The 17,493-nt window shown below is 46.0% G+C and carries 18 protein-coding genes; all 18 read left to right on the top strand.

All coding sequences use genetic code 11. The annotated features are described in order from the left end of the window. The first annotated feature begins 31 nt into the window (after positions 1-31). Positions 32-535 (top strand): F0F1 ATP synthase subunit B, encoded by a 504-nt coding sequence (gene atpF / locus SRRS_RS20490; RefSeq protein ID WP_371363156.1) that lies wholly within the window; start codon positions 32-34, stop codon positions 533-535. Continuing rightward, on the top strand, positions 529-1,083 hold the full coding sequence (atpH, locus tag SRRS_RS20485; RefSeq protein WP_371363155.1) for an ATP synthase F1 subunit delta: 555 nt from the start codon (positions 529-531) through the stop codon (positions 1,081-1,083). The genes atpF and atpH overlap by 7 nt, the downstream gene beginning before the upstream one ends. A gap of 204 nt (positions 1,084-1,287) precedes the next feature. Next, on the top strand, positions 1,288-2,811 hold the full coding sequence (gene atpA, locus SRRS_RS20480; protein WP_371363154.1) for a F0F1 ATP synthase subunit alpha: 1,524 nt from the start codon (positions 1,288-1,290) through the stop codon (positions 2,809-2,811). Between the two features lie 6 nt (positions 2,812-2,817). Further along, complete coding sequence (gene atpG / locus SRRS_RS20475; RefSeq protein ID WP_371363153.1) at positions 2,818-3,669, top strand: ATP synthase F1 subunit gamma; 852 nt, start codon at positions 2,818-2,820, stop codon at positions 3,667-3,669. 33 nt (positions 3,670-3,702) lie between these two features. Further along, entirely contained in the window at positions 3,703-5,112 is a 1,410-nt protein-coding gene (gene atpD, locus SRRS_RS20470; protein WP_371363151.1) for a F0F1 ATP synthase subunit beta, read from the top strand. Positions 5,113-5,115: 3 nt separating this feature from the next. Beyond that, entirely contained in the window at positions 5,116-5,523 is a 408-nt protein-coding gene (locus tag SRRS_RS20465) for a F0F1 ATP synthase subunit epsilon (RefSeq protein WP_371363150.1), read from the top strand. A 511-nt stretch (positions 5,524-6,034) separates the two neighbouring features. Next, on the top strand, positions 6,035-7,288 hold the full coding sequence (gene murA / locus SRRS_RS20460) for a UDP-N-acetylglucosamine 1-carboxyvinyltransferase (RefSeq protein ID WP_371363149.1): 1,254 nt from the start codon (positions 6,035-6,037) through the stop codon (positions 7,286-7,288). A 255-nt stretch (positions 7,289-7,543) separates the two neighbouring features. Next, complete coding sequence (gene spoIID / locus SRRS_RS20455) at positions 7,544-8,548, top strand: stage II sporulation protein D (protein ID WP_371363148.1); 1,005 nt, start codon at positions 7,544-7,546, stop codon at positions 8,546-8,548. Positions 8,549-8,684: 136 nt separating this feature from the next. Next, positions 8,685-9,398, top strand: coding sequence for a peptidoglycan DD-metalloendopeptidase family protein (locus tag SRRS_RS20450; protein WP_371363147.1), 714 nt, complete (start codon positions 8,685-8,687; stop codon positions 9,396-9,398). A 110-nt stretch (positions 9,399-9,508) separates the two neighbouring features. Next, the gene (spoIIID, locus tag SRRS_RS20445) at positions 9,509-9,769 is read left to right on the top strand and encodes a sporulation transcriptional regulator SpoIIID (protein ID WP_371363146.1); all 261 of its coding nucleotides are present in this window, start codon (positions 9,509-9,511) and stop codon (positions 9,767-9,769) included. A gap of 187 nt (positions 9,770-9,956) precedes the next feature. Beyond that, the gene (locus SRRS_RS20440; RefSeq protein WP_371363144.1) at positions 9,957-10,985 is read left to right on the top strand and encodes a rod shape-determining protein; all 1,029 of its coding nucleotides are present in this window, start codon (positions 9,957-9,959) and stop codon (positions 10,983-10,985) included. 89 nt (positions 10,986-11,074) lie between these two features. Beyond that, positions 11,075-11,812 (top strand): flagellar basal-body rod protein FlgF, encoded by a 738-nt coding sequence (gene flgF, locus SRRS_RS20435; RefSeq protein WP_371363143.1) that lies wholly within the window; start codon positions 11,075-11,077, stop codon positions 11,810-11,812. A gap of 97 nt (positions 11,813-11,909) precedes the next feature. Beyond that, positions 11,910-12,695, top strand: coding sequence for a flagellar basal-body rod protein FlgG (flgG, locus tag SRRS_RS20430; protein WP_371363141.1), 786 nt, complete (start codon positions 11,910-11,912; stop codon positions 12,693-12,695). A gap of 9 nt (positions 12,696-12,704) precedes the next feature. Then, complete coding sequence (gene flgA / locus SRRS_RS20425) at positions 12,705-13,679, top strand: flagellar basal body P-ring formation chaperone FlgA (RefSeq protein ID WP_371363140.1); 975 nt, start codon at positions 12,705-12,707, stop codon at positions 13,677-13,679. A gap of 19 nt (positions 13,680-13,698) precedes the next feature. After that, positions 13,699-14,283, top strand: a complete 585-nt coding sequence (locus SRRS_RS20420) for a flagellar basal body L-ring protein FlgH (RefSeq protein WP_371363139.1) — start codon at positions 13,699-13,701, stop codon at positions 14,281-14,283. Positions 14,284-14,332: 49 nt separating this feature from the next. Beyond that, positions 14,333-15,451 (top strand): flagellar basal body P-ring protein FlgI, encoded by a 1,119-nt coding sequence (locus SRRS_RS20415; RefSeq protein WP_371363138.1) that lies wholly within the window; start codon positions 14,333-14,335, stop codon positions 15,449-15,451. Between the two features lie 12 nt (positions 15,452-15,463). Continuing rightward, positions 15,464-15,886, top strand: coding sequence for a rod-binding protein (locus tag SRRS_RS20410; protein ID WP_371363136.1), 423 nt, complete (start codon positions 15,464-15,466; stop codon positions 15,884-15,886). A 118-nt stretch (positions 15,887-16,004) separates the two neighbouring features. Further along, entirely contained in the window at positions 16,005-17,411 is a 1,407-nt protein-coding gene (locus tag SRRS_RS20405; protein WP_371363135.1) for a phosphodiester glycosidase family protein, read from the top strand. Positions 17,412-17,493: the final 82 nt, after the last annotated feature.

Below are 17,493 nucleotides of genomic sequence, written 5' to 3'. Positions count from 1 at the left end.
CTTATACGCCGGAAAGAGGAGGGGCCCTCAATTGGTTGAATTGAATGCGACGCTTATAGCGCAAATTATAAATTTCCTTATACTTGTTGCTATCTTAACTAAAGTAGCATACAAACCGCTAATGCAGGCGCTGGCTGACCGGCAGGCCAAAATCGCTGACAGTCTGGAAACTGCTGAACAGGAAAAGCAAGCTGCTGAGAAACTCAAGCAGGAATACCTTGCCCAACTGGCCGATGCCCGTGCCCAGGCCCAAGCTATTGTTGAAAAGGCCGCCAAGCTGGCTGAACAAACCAAGGAAGAAATTATGAAAGAGGCCCGTGAAGAAAGTGCACGGCTCTTAAAAGCCACCCAGGAAGAAATTGCGCGGGAGCGTGAGCGGGCTGTGGCCGAGCTTAAAGGCGAAGTTGTCACCCTGGCTGTTGCCGCTGCTTCAAAAATAATTGCCCAGAACATCGACGAACAGGCTAATGCCAAGATTGTAGATGAATTCATCGGTAATTTGGATGGCAAGAAAATAGGTGGTCTGCCATGCTAACAAATCAGTTAGCGCTGAAATATGCTCAGGCCATATACGAGATTGCTACTGAAAAAGCTATGCTGGACACAGTGGAACAGCAGCTTAAACTGGTAGAAACAACAATTGCCGGCCATGAGGATTTGGCTACTCTTATGTATCACCCATTGGTACCGGCGCCAGCAAAAAAGGAAACGGTCAAGCAAATTTTTGCCGAAGACCTGGATGAGTTTGTCCTGAATTTTTTACAGCTTCTCATTGATAAACGGCGTGAGCCAGCACTTCCGGCCATAATCCGCGAGTATATACATCTGGCAAACGAAGCCAGAAATATTGCTGAGGCCGAAGTATTTACCGCAAAGGAGCTTAGTGCAGCGCAGCTAGAGTCTTTGGCGGCCAAACTAAGCCAAGTTACCGGTAAAAATATTGTCTTGAAGACAACTATAGACCAAGAACTGCTTGGCGGTGTTGTTGTCAAAATTGGCGATAAACTGATTGACGGCAGCGTATCCCGGCAGCTTAAAGCGCTGAAAACCGCGCTTTTGACTAACCAAGCCACTGCTGTGTAGTCTCAGTATTTTACGTATAGACGGCTTATCTGTAAGACGTCTGCTGTAGACTTTATCCGATGACTAACCTGCTCTAAAACTCCTACTTAGATAAGTAGGAGTTAAGACCAGCTAAGTCCCTGGATAAGGGCGACTAACCTTCAGCTGTGGTTGTCACCACACCTGAAGCTAAGTCTACTCTATGATTGGGGTGAAAAACGAAGTATGAAAATGAGGCCAGAAGAAATAACAGCCATCATTAAACAACAGATTGAGCATTATCAGGTAGACCTCAATGTTGATGATGTTGGTACTGTTATTGAAGTAGGCGACGGTATCGCCCGGATCCACGGCTTGGAAAAAGCTATGGCCGGCGAATTATTAGAATTTCCACATGAAGTATTTGGTATGGTTCTGAATCTTGAAGAAGACAATGTCGGCGCAGTTTTACTAGGCGGCGAGATTGAAATCAAGGAAGGCGACACAGTGCGCCGTACAGGCCGTATCATGCAGGTTCCTGTCGGCGAAGCCATGGTTGGACGCGTTGTTAACGCCATTGGCCAGCCGATTGACGGCAAAGGACCAATTAACACCACCGAGTTCCGGCCGGTTGAATACCGTGCACCGGGGATTGCTGACAGACAGTCAGTTAAAGAGCCGCTGCAAACCGGTATCAAGGCTATTGACTCCATGGTGCCGATCGGCCGTGGTCAGCGCGAGCTGATTATCGGTGACCGCGGTACCGGTAAAACAGCAATTGCTGTTGATACCATCATCAACCAAAAAGGCCAGGGCGTAATTTGTATTTACGTAGCTATCGGCCAAAAAGCATCTACAGTAGCCCGGGTAGTTAAGACACTGGAAGAAGCAGGCGCTATGGAATATACCATTGTTGTTGCTGCAACCGCTTCCGACAGTGCTCCGCTGCAGTACCTGGCACCTTACGCCGGCGTATCCATGGGCGAATACTTTATGTATAAAGGCGGCGCCGTACTGTGCGTGTATGACGACTTGTCCAAACACGCCATGGCCTACCGCGCCATGTCGCTTTTACTTCGCCGTCCTCCCGGACGTGAAGCATATCCAGGCGACGTATTCTACTTACATTCCCGTCTGTTAGAACGGGCAGCCAAAATATCGAGTGAATTGGGTGGCGGTTCCATTACCGCACTGCCGATTATTGAGACTTTGGCAGGCGACGTATCTGCGTATATTCCAACAAACGTTATTTCCATTACTGATGGACAGATATTCCTGGAAGGCGAGTTATTCTATTCAGGTATTCGTCCGGCTATTAATGCTGGTTTGTCCGTATCCCGCGTAGGCGGCTCGGCACAAATCAAGGCCATGAAACAGGTTGCAGGCCGTCTGCGTCTTGATCTTGCTCAATACCGTGAGCTGGCAGCTTTCGCCCAGTTCGGTTCTGATCTTGATAAAGCAACCAAAGCCCAGCTTGACCGTGGTCAACGCATGATGGAAATCTTAAAGCAACCGCAATATGTACCAATGCCTGTTGAAGAGCAAGTTATCGTTATCTTCAGCGGTATTAACGGCTATCTTGATGATGTGGCAATTGAGGACGTAACCAAGTTTGAGCAGGATCTCTTGAAGTTCATGCGCAGCAATTACGCCGAAGTGGCTAAAACCATCAGAGAAAAGAAAAATATTGATAGTGAGACAGAAGCGGCTCTTAAAAAAGCCATTAAAGAATTTAAAGACACTTTTGTCAAAGTTGAAGCGGCGAGGTGATAATACATGGCTAGCGCCAGGGATATCCGCCGTCGTATAAGAAGCGTAAAAAACATTCAACAGATAACTAAGGCTATGAAGATGGTAGCGGCTGCCCGGCTGCGCCGTGCGCAGGAACGGGCTATTGCCAGCAAGCCTTATACCGGAAAGATTCGTGAGGTTTTGGCAAGTGTCGCAGCCAATGCCCGTGACGCTTCTCACCCATTACTGGAAGTACGGGAAGTAAAGCAGGTAGGTTATCTTGTACTTAGTGCTGACAAAGGTTTGGCCGGAGCCTATTCGTCTAACCTGATAAAAGAAGTTTTGCCGCTGATACGCGGTAAAGATAATGCCCGCTTAGTTACAGTCGGGCGAAAGGCCCGGGATTATTTCAAACGGCGGGGCTATACAATTGACGATGAATACACCGGCTTTTCTGAAAAGCCGGCCTATCAGGATGCTGTTATGCTGGCAGAACTGATGGCCAATAAGTTTGCTGCCGGTGATTATGATGAAATCTATCTGACATATACTCACTTTTATTCGCCAATTAATCAAAAGCCGACAACGATTAAATTGCTGCCGGTAGCCGGAATGGGTGAAGGGGAAGATACTCCTCAAACTGAGTATATATTTGAGCCGTCAGCTAATGAAGTATTGAGTCTCTTACTGCCGCGCTATCTGGAAACCGTCATCTATGGTGCACTATTGCAGTCGGCTGCCAGTGAACTGGGTGCCAGAATGACTGCTATGGGCTCGGCCACGGATAATGCGCAAGAACTCATTTCCAAACTGACCTTAAACTACAACAAAGTTCGTCAGGCCACCATTACCCGGGAAATATCCGAGATTGTGGGCGGCGCCGAGGCGCTTAAGTAGAAAGGGTTCAAGAAGTTAAGGAGGGGAAACCCCGTGAATATCGGTAGAATTATTCAAGTTATCGGTCCTGTTATTGACGTTGAGTTCCCCCCGGAAAAACTGCCTGCCATTTATAATGCTGTTACAGTGGATGAAACAGTCGCTGACGTTCATGTTAAGCTGACTGCAGAAGTAATGCAACATCTTGGTGACAACACTGTTCGTTGTGTTGCCATGTCCTCCACTGACGGTCTTACTCGCGGCATGAAGGCAGTTGATACCGGGGCGCCTATTAAAATTCCTGTTGGTAAAGGTACACTAGGCCGGGTATTCAATGTGCTAGGAGAAGCTGTTGACAATAATCCTGAGGCGGTTAAAGCAGAAGAGTTTTGGCCAATCCATCGTCCGGCTCCTGCCTTTGAAGACCAGTCAACATCAACGCAAATTTTGGAAACTGGCATCAAGGTTGTAGACTTGATTGCACCTTACGCTCTTGGCGGTAAAATCGGCTTGTTCGGCGGCGCCGGCGTAGGTAAAACCGTATTAATTATGGAATTAATACGTAACATTGCCACCGAGCATGGCGGCTACTCGGTATTTGCCGGTGTAGGCGAACGTACTCGTGAAGGTAATGACTTATGGAACGAAATGATTGAATCAGGCGTTATCGATAAGACCGCGCTTGTTTATGGTCAAATGAATGAACCGCCCGGAGCACGTATGCGCGTAGGTCTTACCGGCCTCACAATGGCTGAGTATTTCCGTGATGTTGGCGGTCAGGACGTACTGTTGTTCGTTGATAACATTTTTCGTTTTATCCAGGCCGGTTCCGAGGTTTCGGCACTGTTAGGCCGGATGCCTTCCGCGGTTGGTTATCAGCCGACGCTGAGCACTGACGTTGGTGCTCTGCAGGAACGTATTACCTCTACTAAAAAAGGTTCTATCACTTCAGTTCAGGCCGTATATGTGCCTGCCGACGATTTGACTGACCCGGCTCCGGCAGCAACATTTGCTCACTTGGATGCCACTACGGTTCTGTCCCGTCAGATTTCCGAGCTTGGTATTTACCCAGCGGTGGATCCACTGGATTCAACTTCACGGATTCTTGATCCGCATGTTCTTGGGGAAGAGCACTACCAAGTAGCCCGTGGCGTTCAGGAAGTTCTTCAGCGTTATAAAGAACTTCAGGACATTATCGCCATTTTAGGTATGGAAGAATTGTCTGATGAAGATAAGCTGACAGTTTCCCGCGCCCGTAAAATTCAAAGATTCTTGAGCCAGCCATTCTTCGTAGCGGAAGCCTTTACCGGTACTCCTGGTAAATATGTGTCGCTCAAGGAAACGATCCGCGGCTTTAAAGAGATTTTAAGCGGCAAACATGACGAACTGCCGGAAACGGCCTTCTATATGGTAGGAACTATTGACGAGGCAGTGGAAAAGGCTCAACAGATGAAGGGGGAATAATATATGGCCAATAAAATTCGGCTAGATATTGTTACTCCTGATCGGATGGTGTATTCCGAAGATGTCAATATGGTGATTGCCAGAGCTACTGACGGCGATCTGGGCATTCTTCCCGGTCATGCTCCATTGATTGCCGGTTTGGATATTTGGCCGCTCCGCATCATGAAAGATGAGGGGGAGCAGCAGTTATCCCTGTGTGGCGGTTTTATTGAAGTACGCCCGCAAAAGATCACGATATTGGCAAGCTGTGCAGAAAAGCCGGAAGAAATTGATGTTAAACGCGCCGCAGCAGCCAAAGAACGGGCCGAGGGTCGTTTAAAAGGCAGTACACCTGAAATTGATGTAGAACGTGCAGAAGTAGCCTTAAAACGGGCAATGATGCGCCTTAAGGTTTCTGAACACAAAATGTAATTATAGAGCAGCAGGCTTTTGCCTGCTGCTTTTACTTTTAAGATAAGTAAGTATAAGTTTTCTGAGGATGAGGCAGGAGGAATATTACGGGTTTGCGGAAATAGAGCAGTATGAAAAAGAACATATATTGCCAGTATAAAGCCGGGAAAAAAAGGTTAATGGATTTGAGTGCCGAATTTCGGATGTATTCAATACCAAAGGACCGCGTTAGCTGGTTTTCTTATTTAACAAATAGTATTACTTGAATAAGGAATGATAAATAAAGTCGTTTGCTGCTGCTATGGCTCAGTTGAAAAATATTTTTGTATAAAAAAATATTATTTTTTGTGTATTTTCTTGTATCACCATAATTTACATTGAATAACGTGCCTAAATACTGGCAAAAATGAACATAACGGCTTTATTTAATGATATTATAGGTATTAGGGCTCTTGCTTAGCTACCACGGTAATGATAAACTATTCTAGGAAAAATGTGCATGAAACTTACCGCTGTGGTGGGAGGAAATTTTGTGGAAAAATTAATTGTTCGAGGGGGCAACCGTCTTTTTGGCACAGTAAAAGTCAGTGGCGCCAAGAATGCTGTATTGCCGGTTATTACGGCAACACTGCTGGGCACAACTCCCAGCACCCTGGAAGAGATACCAGATTTAGAGGATGTCCGCACAATAGCCGAGGTGCTTGAGCATTTAGGTGCAGCGGTAAAAATTGAACCCGGAACGTTATATGTTGACAGCAGCAAGATAACGTCCTGTGAGGCTCCGTATGAACTCGTACGGAAAATGCGGGCGTCATTTTTGGTCATGGGACCGCTTTTGGCCCGTGAAGGCTGTTCTAAGATTTCTCTGCCCGGCGGCTGCGCCATTGGCACACGACCAATTGATTTGCACTTAAAGGGCTTTGAAGCGTTAGGTGCGGAAATTATTATGGGGCATGGTTTTATTGAAGCCAGAGCGCCTCACGGTCTGAAGGGAGCCAGAATTTATCTGGATTTTCCAAGTGTTGGGGCAACCGAAAACATCATGATGGCAGCAAGTATGGCTAACGGTCAGACAATTATCGAAAACCCGGCCGAAGAGCCAGAGATTGTTGATTTGGCTAATATGCTTAATCACATGGGTGCTAATATTCGTGGTGCCGGTACAAAGATGATCAGAATTGAAGGCGTAAAAGAACTGAAGGGTGCTTCTCATTGCGTTATTCCAGACCGAATTGAGGCAGGGACTTATATGGTAGCTGCTGCCATGACTGGTGGAGACGTTTATGTAGAGAACGCTCTCACGGAACATCTAAAGCCGGTTATTGCCAAGTTAAAAGAAGCCGGCGTTATTATTGAAGAAGATATCAATGGCGTTCGGGTACGCGGCACTGGTATAGTCAAGTCGGTTGATATCAAAACACTGCCATATCCTGGTTTTCCGACAGATATGCAGGCTCAGTTTATGGCTCTGATGACAATTGCTCAGGGGACAAGCATTGTAAGTGAAACCGTATTTGAGAATCGGTTTATGCATGTTGATGAGCTAAAACGGATGGGTGCCTCAATCAAGATTGACGGGCGCAGTGCTGTGGTAGAAGGGGTAGCAACACTTACCGGTTGTCCGGTCAAAGCTACCGATTTGAGAGCTGGCGCGGCGTTAGTACTTGCTGGTCTGGTAGCAGAGGGGCAAACCGAAATTGGCTATATTCATCATATTGATCGCGGCTATGACCGTTTAGTAGAAAAGTTCCGTGGTATTGGTGCAGATATCGAACGCGTAGGTTGAACTAATAATTAAAGTAACTATAGGTTTAATACGCCACAAAATAACATATACTTATGCTGCGGAGAATAAGCGGGATTGTTTGACTTAGTAGTATTGAATGTTTGCAAGATCAATACTACTAAGTCTGGCAATCCCGCTTCCTATTTCTGTATTTTGGGGCTGGTACTGTTTCAATCATATACCAGGGCTTGTTCGCATAGTATGAATTATAACTTTGGCATATTGGCACAGAGTGTGCAGGCAAGAGGTGAGATTGTGAGATACGTAATACTGTACGGTATAATAGTAGTAATAGCGGCGGTTATTGCTATTCCATCAGCAGTAATACTGGGTATTTACGATTGGAAACGGGAGCCTGTGGTTATTAACGGGTCGGAAGTACATCGTGGTGAAGATATTACAATTAAAGTGTATATGCATGAAATAAATCAGATTGTTTCAATGAATCTGGAAGATTATATCAAGGGGGTTGTTGCCGCCGAAATGCCTGCCGAATTCGAACTGGAAGCCTTAAAAGCGCAAGCCGTGGCGGCTCGTACCTATGCTGTAAAACATATGGCTGTATTTGGCGGTACCGGTTCTGCCGAGCATCCTGGTGCGGATGTGTCTACCGATCATAACGATAGCCAGGCCTGGCTGGATGAAACAAAGTTAAAAATAAAATGGGGCGAAAATTACGCCAAATACTGGAGTAAAGTCAGCCGTGCTGTTGATCAGACCCGTGGTCTAATTCTTACCTACAATGGAGAGCCAATTAACGCTGTATTTCATTCTACGAGCGGTGAACGGACAGCCAGTGCAAAAGAAGTTTGGGGTTTTGATTATCCCTATTTAATCAGTGTGTCGTGTTCTTGGGATAAAAAATCGCCCCGCTATCAGGATACCAAAGAGATAACACTGACAGAGCTGGAAGCCCGCCTGGGAGATGACGCCGGAATTGTGGCAGCCGCACAGAGCGGTAGTGGTGCGGGGATTACGAGTATTATCGATTATACTGACTCGGGGCGTGTAAATAAAGTGCGCATAGGGTCCAAAACAATGACCGGCCTTGAAGTCAGGCAAAAATTAGAACTGCGTTCTGCTAATTTCCAGATCGAATCTGCCGGAGATAAATTGATATTTAAAACCATCGGCTATGGGCATGGGGTAGGTTTATGCCAATACGGCGCTAATGGTCAAGCGAAAGAGAATCGCAATTTTCGCCAAATATTGACCCACTACTATACTGGTGTGGCCATCAAGAATCTGTTTGGTTCCTAGCTTCCGGGCAATGTATAGTAAGTAGACTTAGCCATTCGCCTGTACCCGCCGGGGTATAACTCCCGCTTGCTATTTACCCTTTTGGAGTGTTTAGAAAGTTGGCATTTCTGGGCATACTTCTTCATGAGGTGATACTATGCTCGGAAAATTTTGGTTTAGAAGAATACGCCCAGGTTATTGGGGACAGGTAATGACGGCCGGAGCACTGTTAGCAGTGGTTTCCTTCCTGCTGTTTTCAGTTGTAAGCACCCTGGAAGTAGCGAAAAAACCTCCTGTTCTTAAAACAACACCTGCTGTTGAACCAGTACCGGTGGCAGAACAAGCTGCAGTAAATAAGTATCCTAACGCAAATGACGGTTTAAATAGTGGACAGAAACAGGCACCCGGACCACAGATTACAGTTGTGCCTGCGTCAACAGCAACAGTTGATAGTAATATAAAGGCCGACAATCAAACGATACAAGAGCTATGGAGTGGCACAAAAATACAAGGATTTGGCTGGGAGTTTCATCCGGTTTATCGGGATTGGCGATATCATAATGGTATTGACATCAGCGGTAGTGAGGGACAAATTGTGCCGGCTGTTGCCAGCGGCGAAATTGTAGATATTTATACTGATAAACAGTATGGCCTGACAGTAGTTGTGGCAAGCGGAAAATACATTATCTACTATGGTTCACTAGCGAGTATTGTAGTACAGAAGAACAACATGATTACGTCAGGAAGTCCAATAGGGTCCATGGGAATTAGCGCCAATGAACTGGAACCCCACTTGCATTTGGCTGTCAAAAACAGCAGCAGTAAAGAATTTATTGATCCCAGAGAGGCGTTTTTGAATATTCCAAATTAAATAAGCCATCATTGTATTAATGACCTTTTTGCAGGGTCATTTTTTCTTTTACCTCGCATATACATGTTAGCAAAGGGTTAAAAGGACGGGCGCGAGGGGGAAGAGATTGGATGAAAGAATATATTCGCAAGAGGGTGTTGGATATATGCAATCACATCATGGAAACAAAACAAACAGTACGTCAGACTGCTGCTGTTTTTGGAGTAAGTAAAAGTACAGTTCACAAAGATATGATTGAACGCTTACCGGAAATTAATAAGCGGTTGGCAAGCAAAGTAAAAAATATTTTGGAATTAAACAAAGCTGAGCGTCATATTCGCGGTGGTGAGGCTACTAGAAAAAAATATAAAGAAGAAAAAGAAGAAGAATAACAACAAATTAGAATAAAAAAGAAAATAGGGTTATTTAGAGAAGGCGAAAAATAAAGGACTTTTTACTTATTTGTAGAATTGTTAATTTACTTGTGATTATCTTATTGCTCCCTCCTTTTTCTTTATGAAAAAATTGGACAGGCCCGAGGGACAAGAAGCGAGATTTGAAAGGGGACTATGATTCTACATGTTCGGAACGATGGATATTGGCGTCGATTTGGGAACAGCCAACGTTTTAGTATATATAAAAGGCAAAGGTATTGTCTTAAGGGAACCGTCGGTAGTGGCAATTGACCGCGATAGTAACCGCATTTTGGCTATCGGTGAAGAAGCTCGCCGCATGCTAGGCCGGACTCCAGGCAATATTATTGCTATTCGTCCCTTACGCGAAGGGGTAATTGCTGACTATGACACTACTGAAAGCATGCTAAGACACTTTATTCAAAAAGTGGCCGGCAAGAGCTTTTTCTTTAAACCTAGAATTATGGTATGTATTCCTTCCGGTGTCACTACTGTTGAGAAACGTGCTGTTTTAGAAGCGGCTATGCAAGCCGGCGCTCGCAAAACCTATCTGATTGAGGAACCACTCGCTGCAGCACTTGGCGCTGGACTCGAAATATCTGAACCATGTGGTTCGATGGTAGTTGATATTGGTGGTGGTACCACCGATGTTGCAGTTCTTAGCCTTGGCGGCATTGTCGTCAGCGAATCGTTAAGAATTGGCGGCGATAAATTTGACGAAGCGCTTATCCGCCATGTTAAAAAGGAACATAACATTTTGATTGGTGAGCGCACTGCCGAAGAAATCAAGGTCGCTATTGCTACCGCTTATCCCAACGGCCGGAATGAAACAATGGAAATACGCGGCCGGGACTTGGTATCCGGCTTGCCGAAAACCATGCGCATAAGTTCAACTGAAACTCGGGAAGCTTTAAGTGAACCAGTATCACTCATAGTTGAATGTGTTAAATCTGTACTGGAAAAGACACCGCCCGAACTGGCAGCAGATATTGTTGACCGGGGAATTGTTATGACGGGCGGCGGTGCGCTTATTCATGGACTGGACAAGCTGATTAATCAGGAAACAGGCATCCCTACATATTTAGCCGAAGATCCGCTGTCATGTGTGGCATTGGGAACCGGTAAAGCCTTGGATTCCCTTGAAAGTCTGCAGGACACTCTGACAACACTTAAAAAGACCAACCTTGCAGGATAATTGTGCTAGAAAAAAATAACACTGGGTGTTTATCCCAAATAGTGTTAAGAAAAATAACAATGTTCACGATAATATAGAGAGGTGAGACTATGATTCGTGGAATTTATACATCAGCTTCCGGCATGCTCGCGGAAACCACCAGGGCAGATACCATTGCCAATAACCTGGCAAACGGCAATACGGCAGGCTATAAAAAAGATATTGCCGTATCTAAAGATTTTGCCAGCTTGCTAATCCGTCGTATTAATGACGGGCAAGACGCGCCTAACATCGGGACTTTGGGGATTGGTGCTATGATTGACGAAATAGCTACCATCCACACAACCGGATCGGTGCGGCCGACTGACAATCCGCTGGATCTTGCCATTGAGGGCAAAGGTTTTTTTGCTGTTGAGACACCCGCGGGAATACGTTTCACAAGAAACGGTTCCTTTACACGCAGTGCCCAGGGAGAATTGGTAACCGCCGAAGGCCACCGGGTACTTGGAAAAAATGGTGCCATTCGCCTGCCGGCAGGCAAACTTTCTGTTGATGATACCGGAGTAATGAAGGTAGACGGCGTTGAGATCGGGCAACTCAGAGTAGACGAATTTGCGAATGAACGCCAACTGGTAAAAGAAGGATCAAGCTTATACCGTGCTCCTAATAACGGACAACCGGCAACAGGGCGGGTAGTACAGGGCTCATTAGAAATGTCAAACGTTAATATCGTATCCGAAATGGTAAATATGATTAGCGGCTACCGGGCCTATGAAGTAAATTCGAAAACAATCCAAACTCATGATCAATTGTTGGATAAAGCCGTTAATGAAGTGGGACGCGTCTAATTATTGAGTGTAATACATAATGGGCTGGACCCAAAGGGAGAGCCCTCACACTGCTGAGCGACTGATGCAGTGCACTATAATTATGGGGGAATGACCAATGATTCGATCTTTATGGACTGCGGGAACCGGTATGGTTGCCCAACAAGCCAATCTCGATGTAATATCTAATAACCTGGCTAACGTAAATACAACCGGCTTTAAGAAAAGCCGTAGTGATTTTCAAGACCTTATGTATCAGACTATGAGGCAGCCGGGCGCTGCAACCGGTCCGGATACTCAATTGCCGACAGGCATTCAGATTGGCCACGGCGTACGCCAGGTAGCTACCCAAAAAATGTATGGGGAAGGCAATTTTCAAAATACCGGCAATCCATTTGACGTTGCTATTGAAGGAGACGGATTCTTTCAGATTACTATGCCTGACGGCAATATCGCCTATACGCGTGATGGCGCCTTTAAAAAGGATTCTCAAGGCCGTCTTACAACTTCTGAAGGTTATCCGCTGGAACCACAGATTACTATTCCGGAAAAATCCACCAACCTGACAATATCTTCTGACGGGCGTGTTAGTGTGAAGAACTCTGCGGGAGCCACAGAAGAAATAGGACAACTTACCATTGCGCGTTTTATTAATCCGGCAGGATTAGAGAGCATTGGCCGTAACTTAGTCAAAGAAACGGAAGCATCAGGTACTGCATCTGTTGGTAATCCTGGTGAAGACGGTGCAGGTACGCTGGTAAATCAGTATTTGGAAATGTCTAACGTCCAAGTTGTTGAAGAAATGGTAAATATGATTGTAGCCCAACGGGCATATGAAGTTAACTCCAAGGCTGTCCAAACCTCGGATGATATGCTGGAAAGAGCAGCCAACCTGAAACGGTAGGTATAATTCATGAAGAATAATTTATACCGGCTTACCATGGTAATCCTATGTGTTGCCGGTATATTATTTACTGTCAGCACAGTAAACGCACAGGCCTTAACAATTGTAGTAGCTGCTGAATCACAAGTTAAGGGCTCGTATTTTACTCTTGGCGATATTGCCAGCATCAGTGGTGACGATTCTAACAGGATAGCTGAACTAAGCCAAATTAAATTGGGCAGTACCCCTTTGCCTGGAAGAAGTTACATATTTACGGTGGAGTTATTAAATACGCGGCTAAGCGCCGCTAATGCTGATTTGACGAATATTGCCTGGCAGGTTCCCCAACAGTTCAAGGTTACGGCTTTATCCCAACAAATTGACGGACAGCGTCTTGTCGCGGATGCCGAGAAGTTTTTAAAGAACAAGCTTAATGGATCGGATGTTTTGATTACGTCATTAAGCCAGCCTCAGGACATTTTTGTTCCGCCGGGTACGGTTGATTTCAACTTGGAATTGCCTTATGGCATAAGATATAACTCTCCCACCAATGTAAGTATCGGCGTACAGGTATCCGGCAGGATGTTTACCATTGCCAAACTTAGATTTGATGTAAAAAAGTATGAACAGGTTGCGGTTACCAGCCGGCCAATTGCCGCCAACGAAACGATAACTCCTGACGCCATAATTTTTGAACGACGGGATATTGGACGTATGCCGCCGGGTTATTTTACCGACTTAAATAAAATACTGGGACTGACTGTAAAACGCCAACTTGGGCCCGGTCTGGTTTTGAACGACAGCATGGTGGCAAAACCGATAGTAATTAAGCGGGGGCAGGCAGTAAACATTACTGCCAAAGTTGGCGATATTGAGGTAAGCACATCTGGCGTTGCTCTGCAAAATGGCAGCATAGGCCAATTTATCCGGGTTCAAAATATAAATTCGAAAAAGGTAGTTAACGGCCGAATTATCGATGAGTCAACTGTTCAGACTCAAATATAACGGAAAGTCAGGTGATACGATGCGCAAACTGGTTGGGGTCGTTTTGCTGATGATATGTCTTATAGCGCCTGTTTCTTCTGTACAGGCTGATTCGCTTTGGGTAGATTCTTCATCAGCCGCCAACTTATTCACGGATCACCGTGCCCATGCAGTCGGTGATGTTATCACAATTCTTATCAGTGAAGCTTCCAGTGCGAGCCGTACTGGTGATGCTTCAAACCAAAAGCAAAGCAAGGTAAGTGTAGATGCCGGGGCCGGTTTGTTTACTTTTGTTGAACCGGTTAGTGCCGGTAATTCAGATAGCTTCAAGTCCAGTGGCAGTATTAATAACAAAAATAATGTCTCAGGACGAATTACTGTTAAAGTAACAGAAGTCCAGCCGAACGGGCAACTGGTCATTTCCGGCACGCAAACTATTAAGCAAAATAGTGATATACAGAAAATTACTATATCGGGCGTTATCCGCGCAGAAGATGTGCGCAGCGATAATACCGTATTATCAAGTGCTGTAGCAGATGCTCAGCTTAAGGTCGAAGGTAAAGGGCCATTGTCCAGAAAACAACGGCAGGGTCTTCTTACCCAAGTGTTCAATTTTGTTTTCTAAGAGGCTATTTGATGCAATCTGATTTTTACTAAACACATGCGGAGGAAATATGCGCAAATTAATTGCAACGCTTCTGGTTGCCGCGCTGGCTGTAAGTATGACGGTTCCTGTCATGGCCGCGCCCCAGGCCAGCGCCAGAATTAAAGATGTAGCCAAGGTACAGGGGGTACGGAGTAACCAATTAGTAGGCTATGGCCTGGTAGTTGGTCTTGCCGGTACCGGCGACAGTGATAAGAGCACATTTACCATCCAGTCTATTGTCAATATGCTTAAGTCGTTCGGAGTTATGATCGGCCCCTCGCAGCTTAAGCCCAAAAATATAGCTGCTGTTATGATAACGGCAAATCTGCCGCCTTATGCAAAGTCCGGCGATGCTATTGATATTACCGTATCTTCGATGGGAGATGCGAAGAGTCTGCAGGGAGGTACCTTGCTGCAAACCCCGCTTCGTGCCGCTAATGGTCAAGTGTATGCTGTTGGTCAGGGGCCTATATCCACTGGTGGTTTTTCCGCTAGCGCCGGTGGTGCCAGTCAGCAGAAAAATTTTCCGACGGTTGGCAATATCCCCAGCGGAGCCCTGGTTGAAAGGGAAGTACCTATGCCGTTTACGGATAAAGGTCAGACCAGGATTACTTTGTCACTCAATCAACCTGACTTCACAACAGCTACCCGGATCAGCGAAGCGATTGATTCCCGTTTCGGCCAAATAACAACAGCCAAAGATCCGGGATCAGTCGTTGTCAATATTCCTTATTATTACAATGATAATGTTGTTTCCTTTATTGCCGCCGTTGAAGAGTTGCCTATAATACCGGATACTGTCGCCAAAGTCGTAATTAATGAACGCACAGGCACGGTTGTCATTGGCAGCAATGTAACGATTGATCAGGTTGCGGTCGCCCAGGGCGGTCTTACAATCAAGATTGGCCGGACGACAGATGTTTCACAACCACCGCCCTTTTCCAACGGCAGCACAGTTGTTACAACTAATACTTCGGTAGACGCTAAGGAACAGCCCGCCGGACTTATTGTACTGCCGGCATCGTCCAGCGTAGGTGATGTAGTTGCTGCTCTTAATGCCGTAGGCGCGACTCCCCGTGACGTTATTTCCATCCTGCAAGCCATCAAAGCCGCAGGGGCGCTGCATGCCGAACTTCAAATAATGTAGGCAGGTGATTTGATGCGTATCAATTCTAATAATCTTATACAAACTAACACTGTGGCTGCCAATGGCGACGCAGTTCTGCCCGACCAGGGAGCGGACTTTGCCGCGAAACTGGAAAAAGCCGTTGCGGCATCTACGAAAGCAGGAAAAGGAAAAGAATCTGCTGCCGATGCGATAGCCAAGCGCAAAGAGGATGCAAAACTCAAAACTGCTTGCAAAGACATGGAAGCTGTGTTCCTGAATATGATGCTTACGCAAATGCGGGCGACTGTACCTAAAGGTAATCTTATAGGGGAAAGTTCCGGAGAAAAAATTATGCAATCGCTTTTAGATACTGAACTAACCAAAAATATGTCACAAGCCGGTGGAATTGGTCTTGCCGACATGTTATACCGTCAATTGAGCAAAAGCACAGTTAAGGGCCAGGCTGTTCGTTAGCCTGGCTTTCCCTCTACAAAAATAAAGATTGCACCAGCGCGTTAGAAAGTAAGTAACGCTGGTAGCAATATTATTTTTTTTAGTTACCCTAGTCTTCCCCAAAGGAGTGTGTATCCCAATGCCTAATTTCTTTCGGCGCTGTTTAGTCGCCGTTATGTTCATCATGCTGGTTTTACAAAGCACCGTATTGGCAGCTTCCAGCACTGTTATTAGCAAGGTGCGGACAAGCCAGACTGTCGAAACGGTACGGGTGGTTCTTGATGTTGACGTCTTACCGGAATATACAGTCACAACACTGGAGGCGCCAAACCGGCTGGTACTTGATATGCCTGGTGCAGTCAACAAGGCAGCAGGTCAGTATAGTTTTAATGATCCGACCGTTGACAAAGTCAGGTTGTCGGAAGTTGAACCGGGAAAACTGAGAGCTGTCATTGACCTTAAGACAGCCTACATGTATAAAGTATTTACTTTGAAAAATCCTAACCGCGTAGTTATTGATATAATCAAACAGTACGACCAAAAGCTAGTAGAAGAGGTGGCTCCGGGAATAACTTATACTTCCTGGCTCCGGCATGCCGCCAAGGGTCCGGTATGGGCTCATATTCTCACCATTGACCCCAAAGCCGGGGCGACTCTCAAACCGGTATTATCAAATGGTGCCGTGCAAGGGTTGGAACCGCTGCTGCCGATGGTAGAACGCAGCCATGCCGTTGCCGGGATTAACGGCTCCTACTTTGGGCTGGACGGTACCATTATTGGTTTACTAAAAATGGATAACGAAATTGTCAGCACACCTGAGCTGCCTCGCACCGTATTAGGTATTATGCCTGACGGAAAAATGCTTATTGACCAGGTTGATTACGAGGGAAAAGTTGAGCTGCCTGATGGCCAGACAGTACCAATTAATGCTGTTAACCGGGAACGGGGAGAAAACGAGCTGATACTGTATACTGGCTTATATGCACCTCAAACCGGCAGCAACAGTTATGGCATAGAATATGTTGTCGTAAATGGCAAAGTGACTGCTATCAATCCAAACAACTCGCCAATACCCGAGGGCGGTGTGGTGCTGTCAGCGCACGGTGCAGCCGCAAAACTGCTATCGTTTCTTAAAGTAGGTGATGCAGTTAAAATACAGCAAACTCTTGGCCCTGAATGGGACAAGACCCAGCATGCGATTGGCGCAGGACCAACGCTTGTAAAAAACAAAAGCATCTTTCTTACAACCAAAGTGGAAGAATTCGGTTCTGATGTAGCTGGCGGACGTGCGCCGCGGACTGCTATTGGCATTAGGCCTGACGGACAGATTTTGGCGGTTGTTGTAGATGGCCGCCAAGAAAATAGTATCGGTATGTCACTGTTGGAGTTAGCTCTGTTTATGCAGGAGTTAGGTGCGCAGGATGCTATGAACTTTGACGGTGGCGGTTCCAGTGAAATGGTGGTTAAAGGCCGGGTTGTCAATAAACCATCAGATGGCCGGGAACGCCGGGTGGGGGATGCATTAGTTGTTTTACCCCGTAACTAGCCCCACTTGCAGCAACTAAGGTTGCTTTATTTTCTCATGTTGCTAATTAACAAAAATAAGTTATAATTAAAGTAGATAGAGC

Source organism: Sporomusa rhizae (assembly GCF_041428845.1).
GTDB classification, from domain to species: domain Bacteria; phylum Bacillota; class Negativicutes; order Sporomusales; family Sporomusaceae; genus Sporomusa; species Sporomusa rhizae.
Note: the sequence above shows the minus strand (reverse complement) of the source record. Positions and strands in the feature narration are given on the sequence as shown.

Excerpts from the sequence above, each read along its gene's own strand:
- atpH (WP_371363155.1), top strand. The coding sequence starts at position 529 with ATGCTAACAAATCAGTTAGCGCTGAAATATGCTCAGGCCATATACGAG.
- atpA (WP_371363154.1), top strand. The coding sequence starts at position 1,288 with ATGAAAATGAGGCCAGAAGAAATAACAGCCATCATTAAACAACAGATT.
- atpG (WP_371363153.1), top strand. The coding sequence starts at position 2,818 with ATGGCTAGCGCCAGGGATATCCGCCGTCGTATAAGAAGCGTAAAAAAC.
- SRRS_RS20465 (WP_371363150.1), top strand. The coding sequence starts at position 5,116 with ATGGCCAATAAAATTCGGCTAGATATTGTTACTCCTGATCGGATGGTG.
- SRRS_RS20450 (WP_371363147.1), top strand. The coding sequence starts at position 8,685 with ATGCTCGGAAAATTTTGGTTTAGAAGAATACGCCCAGGTTATTGGGGA.
- spoIIID (WP_371363146.1), top strand. The coding sequence starts at position 9,509 with ATGAAAGAATATATTCGCAAGAGGGTGTTGGATATATGCAATCACATC.
- SRRS_RS20440 (WP_371363144.1), top strand. The coding sequence starts at position 9,957 with ATGTTCGGAACGATGGATATTGGCGTCGATTTGGGAACAGCCAACGTT.
- flgF (WP_371363143.1), top strand. The coding sequence starts at position 11,075 with ATGATTCGTGGAATTTATACATCAGCTTCCGGCATGCTCGCGGAAACC.
- flgG (WP_371363141.1), top strand. The coding sequence starts at position 11,910 with ATGATTCGATCTTTATGGACTGCGGGAACCGGTATGGTTGCCCAACAA.
- flgA (WP_371363140.1), top strand. The coding sequence starts at position 12,705 with ATGAAGAATAATTTATACCGGCTTACCATGGTAATCCTATGTGTTGCC.
- SRRS_RS20420 (WP_371363139.1), top strand. The coding sequence starts at position 13,699 with ATGCGCAAACTGGTTGGGGTCGTTTTGCTGATGATATGTCTTATAGCG.
- SRRS_RS20415 (WP_371363138.1), top strand. The coding sequence starts at position 14,333 with ATGCGCAAATTAATTGCAACGCTTCTGGTTGCCGCGCTGGCTGTAAGT.
- SRRS_RS20410 (WP_371363136.1), top strand. The coding sequence starts at position 15,464 with ATGCGTATCAATTCTAATAATCTTATACAAACTAACACTGTGGCTGCC.
- SRRS_RS20405 (WP_371363135.1), top strand. The coding sequence starts at position 16,005 with ATGCCTAATTTCTTTCGGCGCTGTTTAGTCGCCGTTATGTTCATCATG.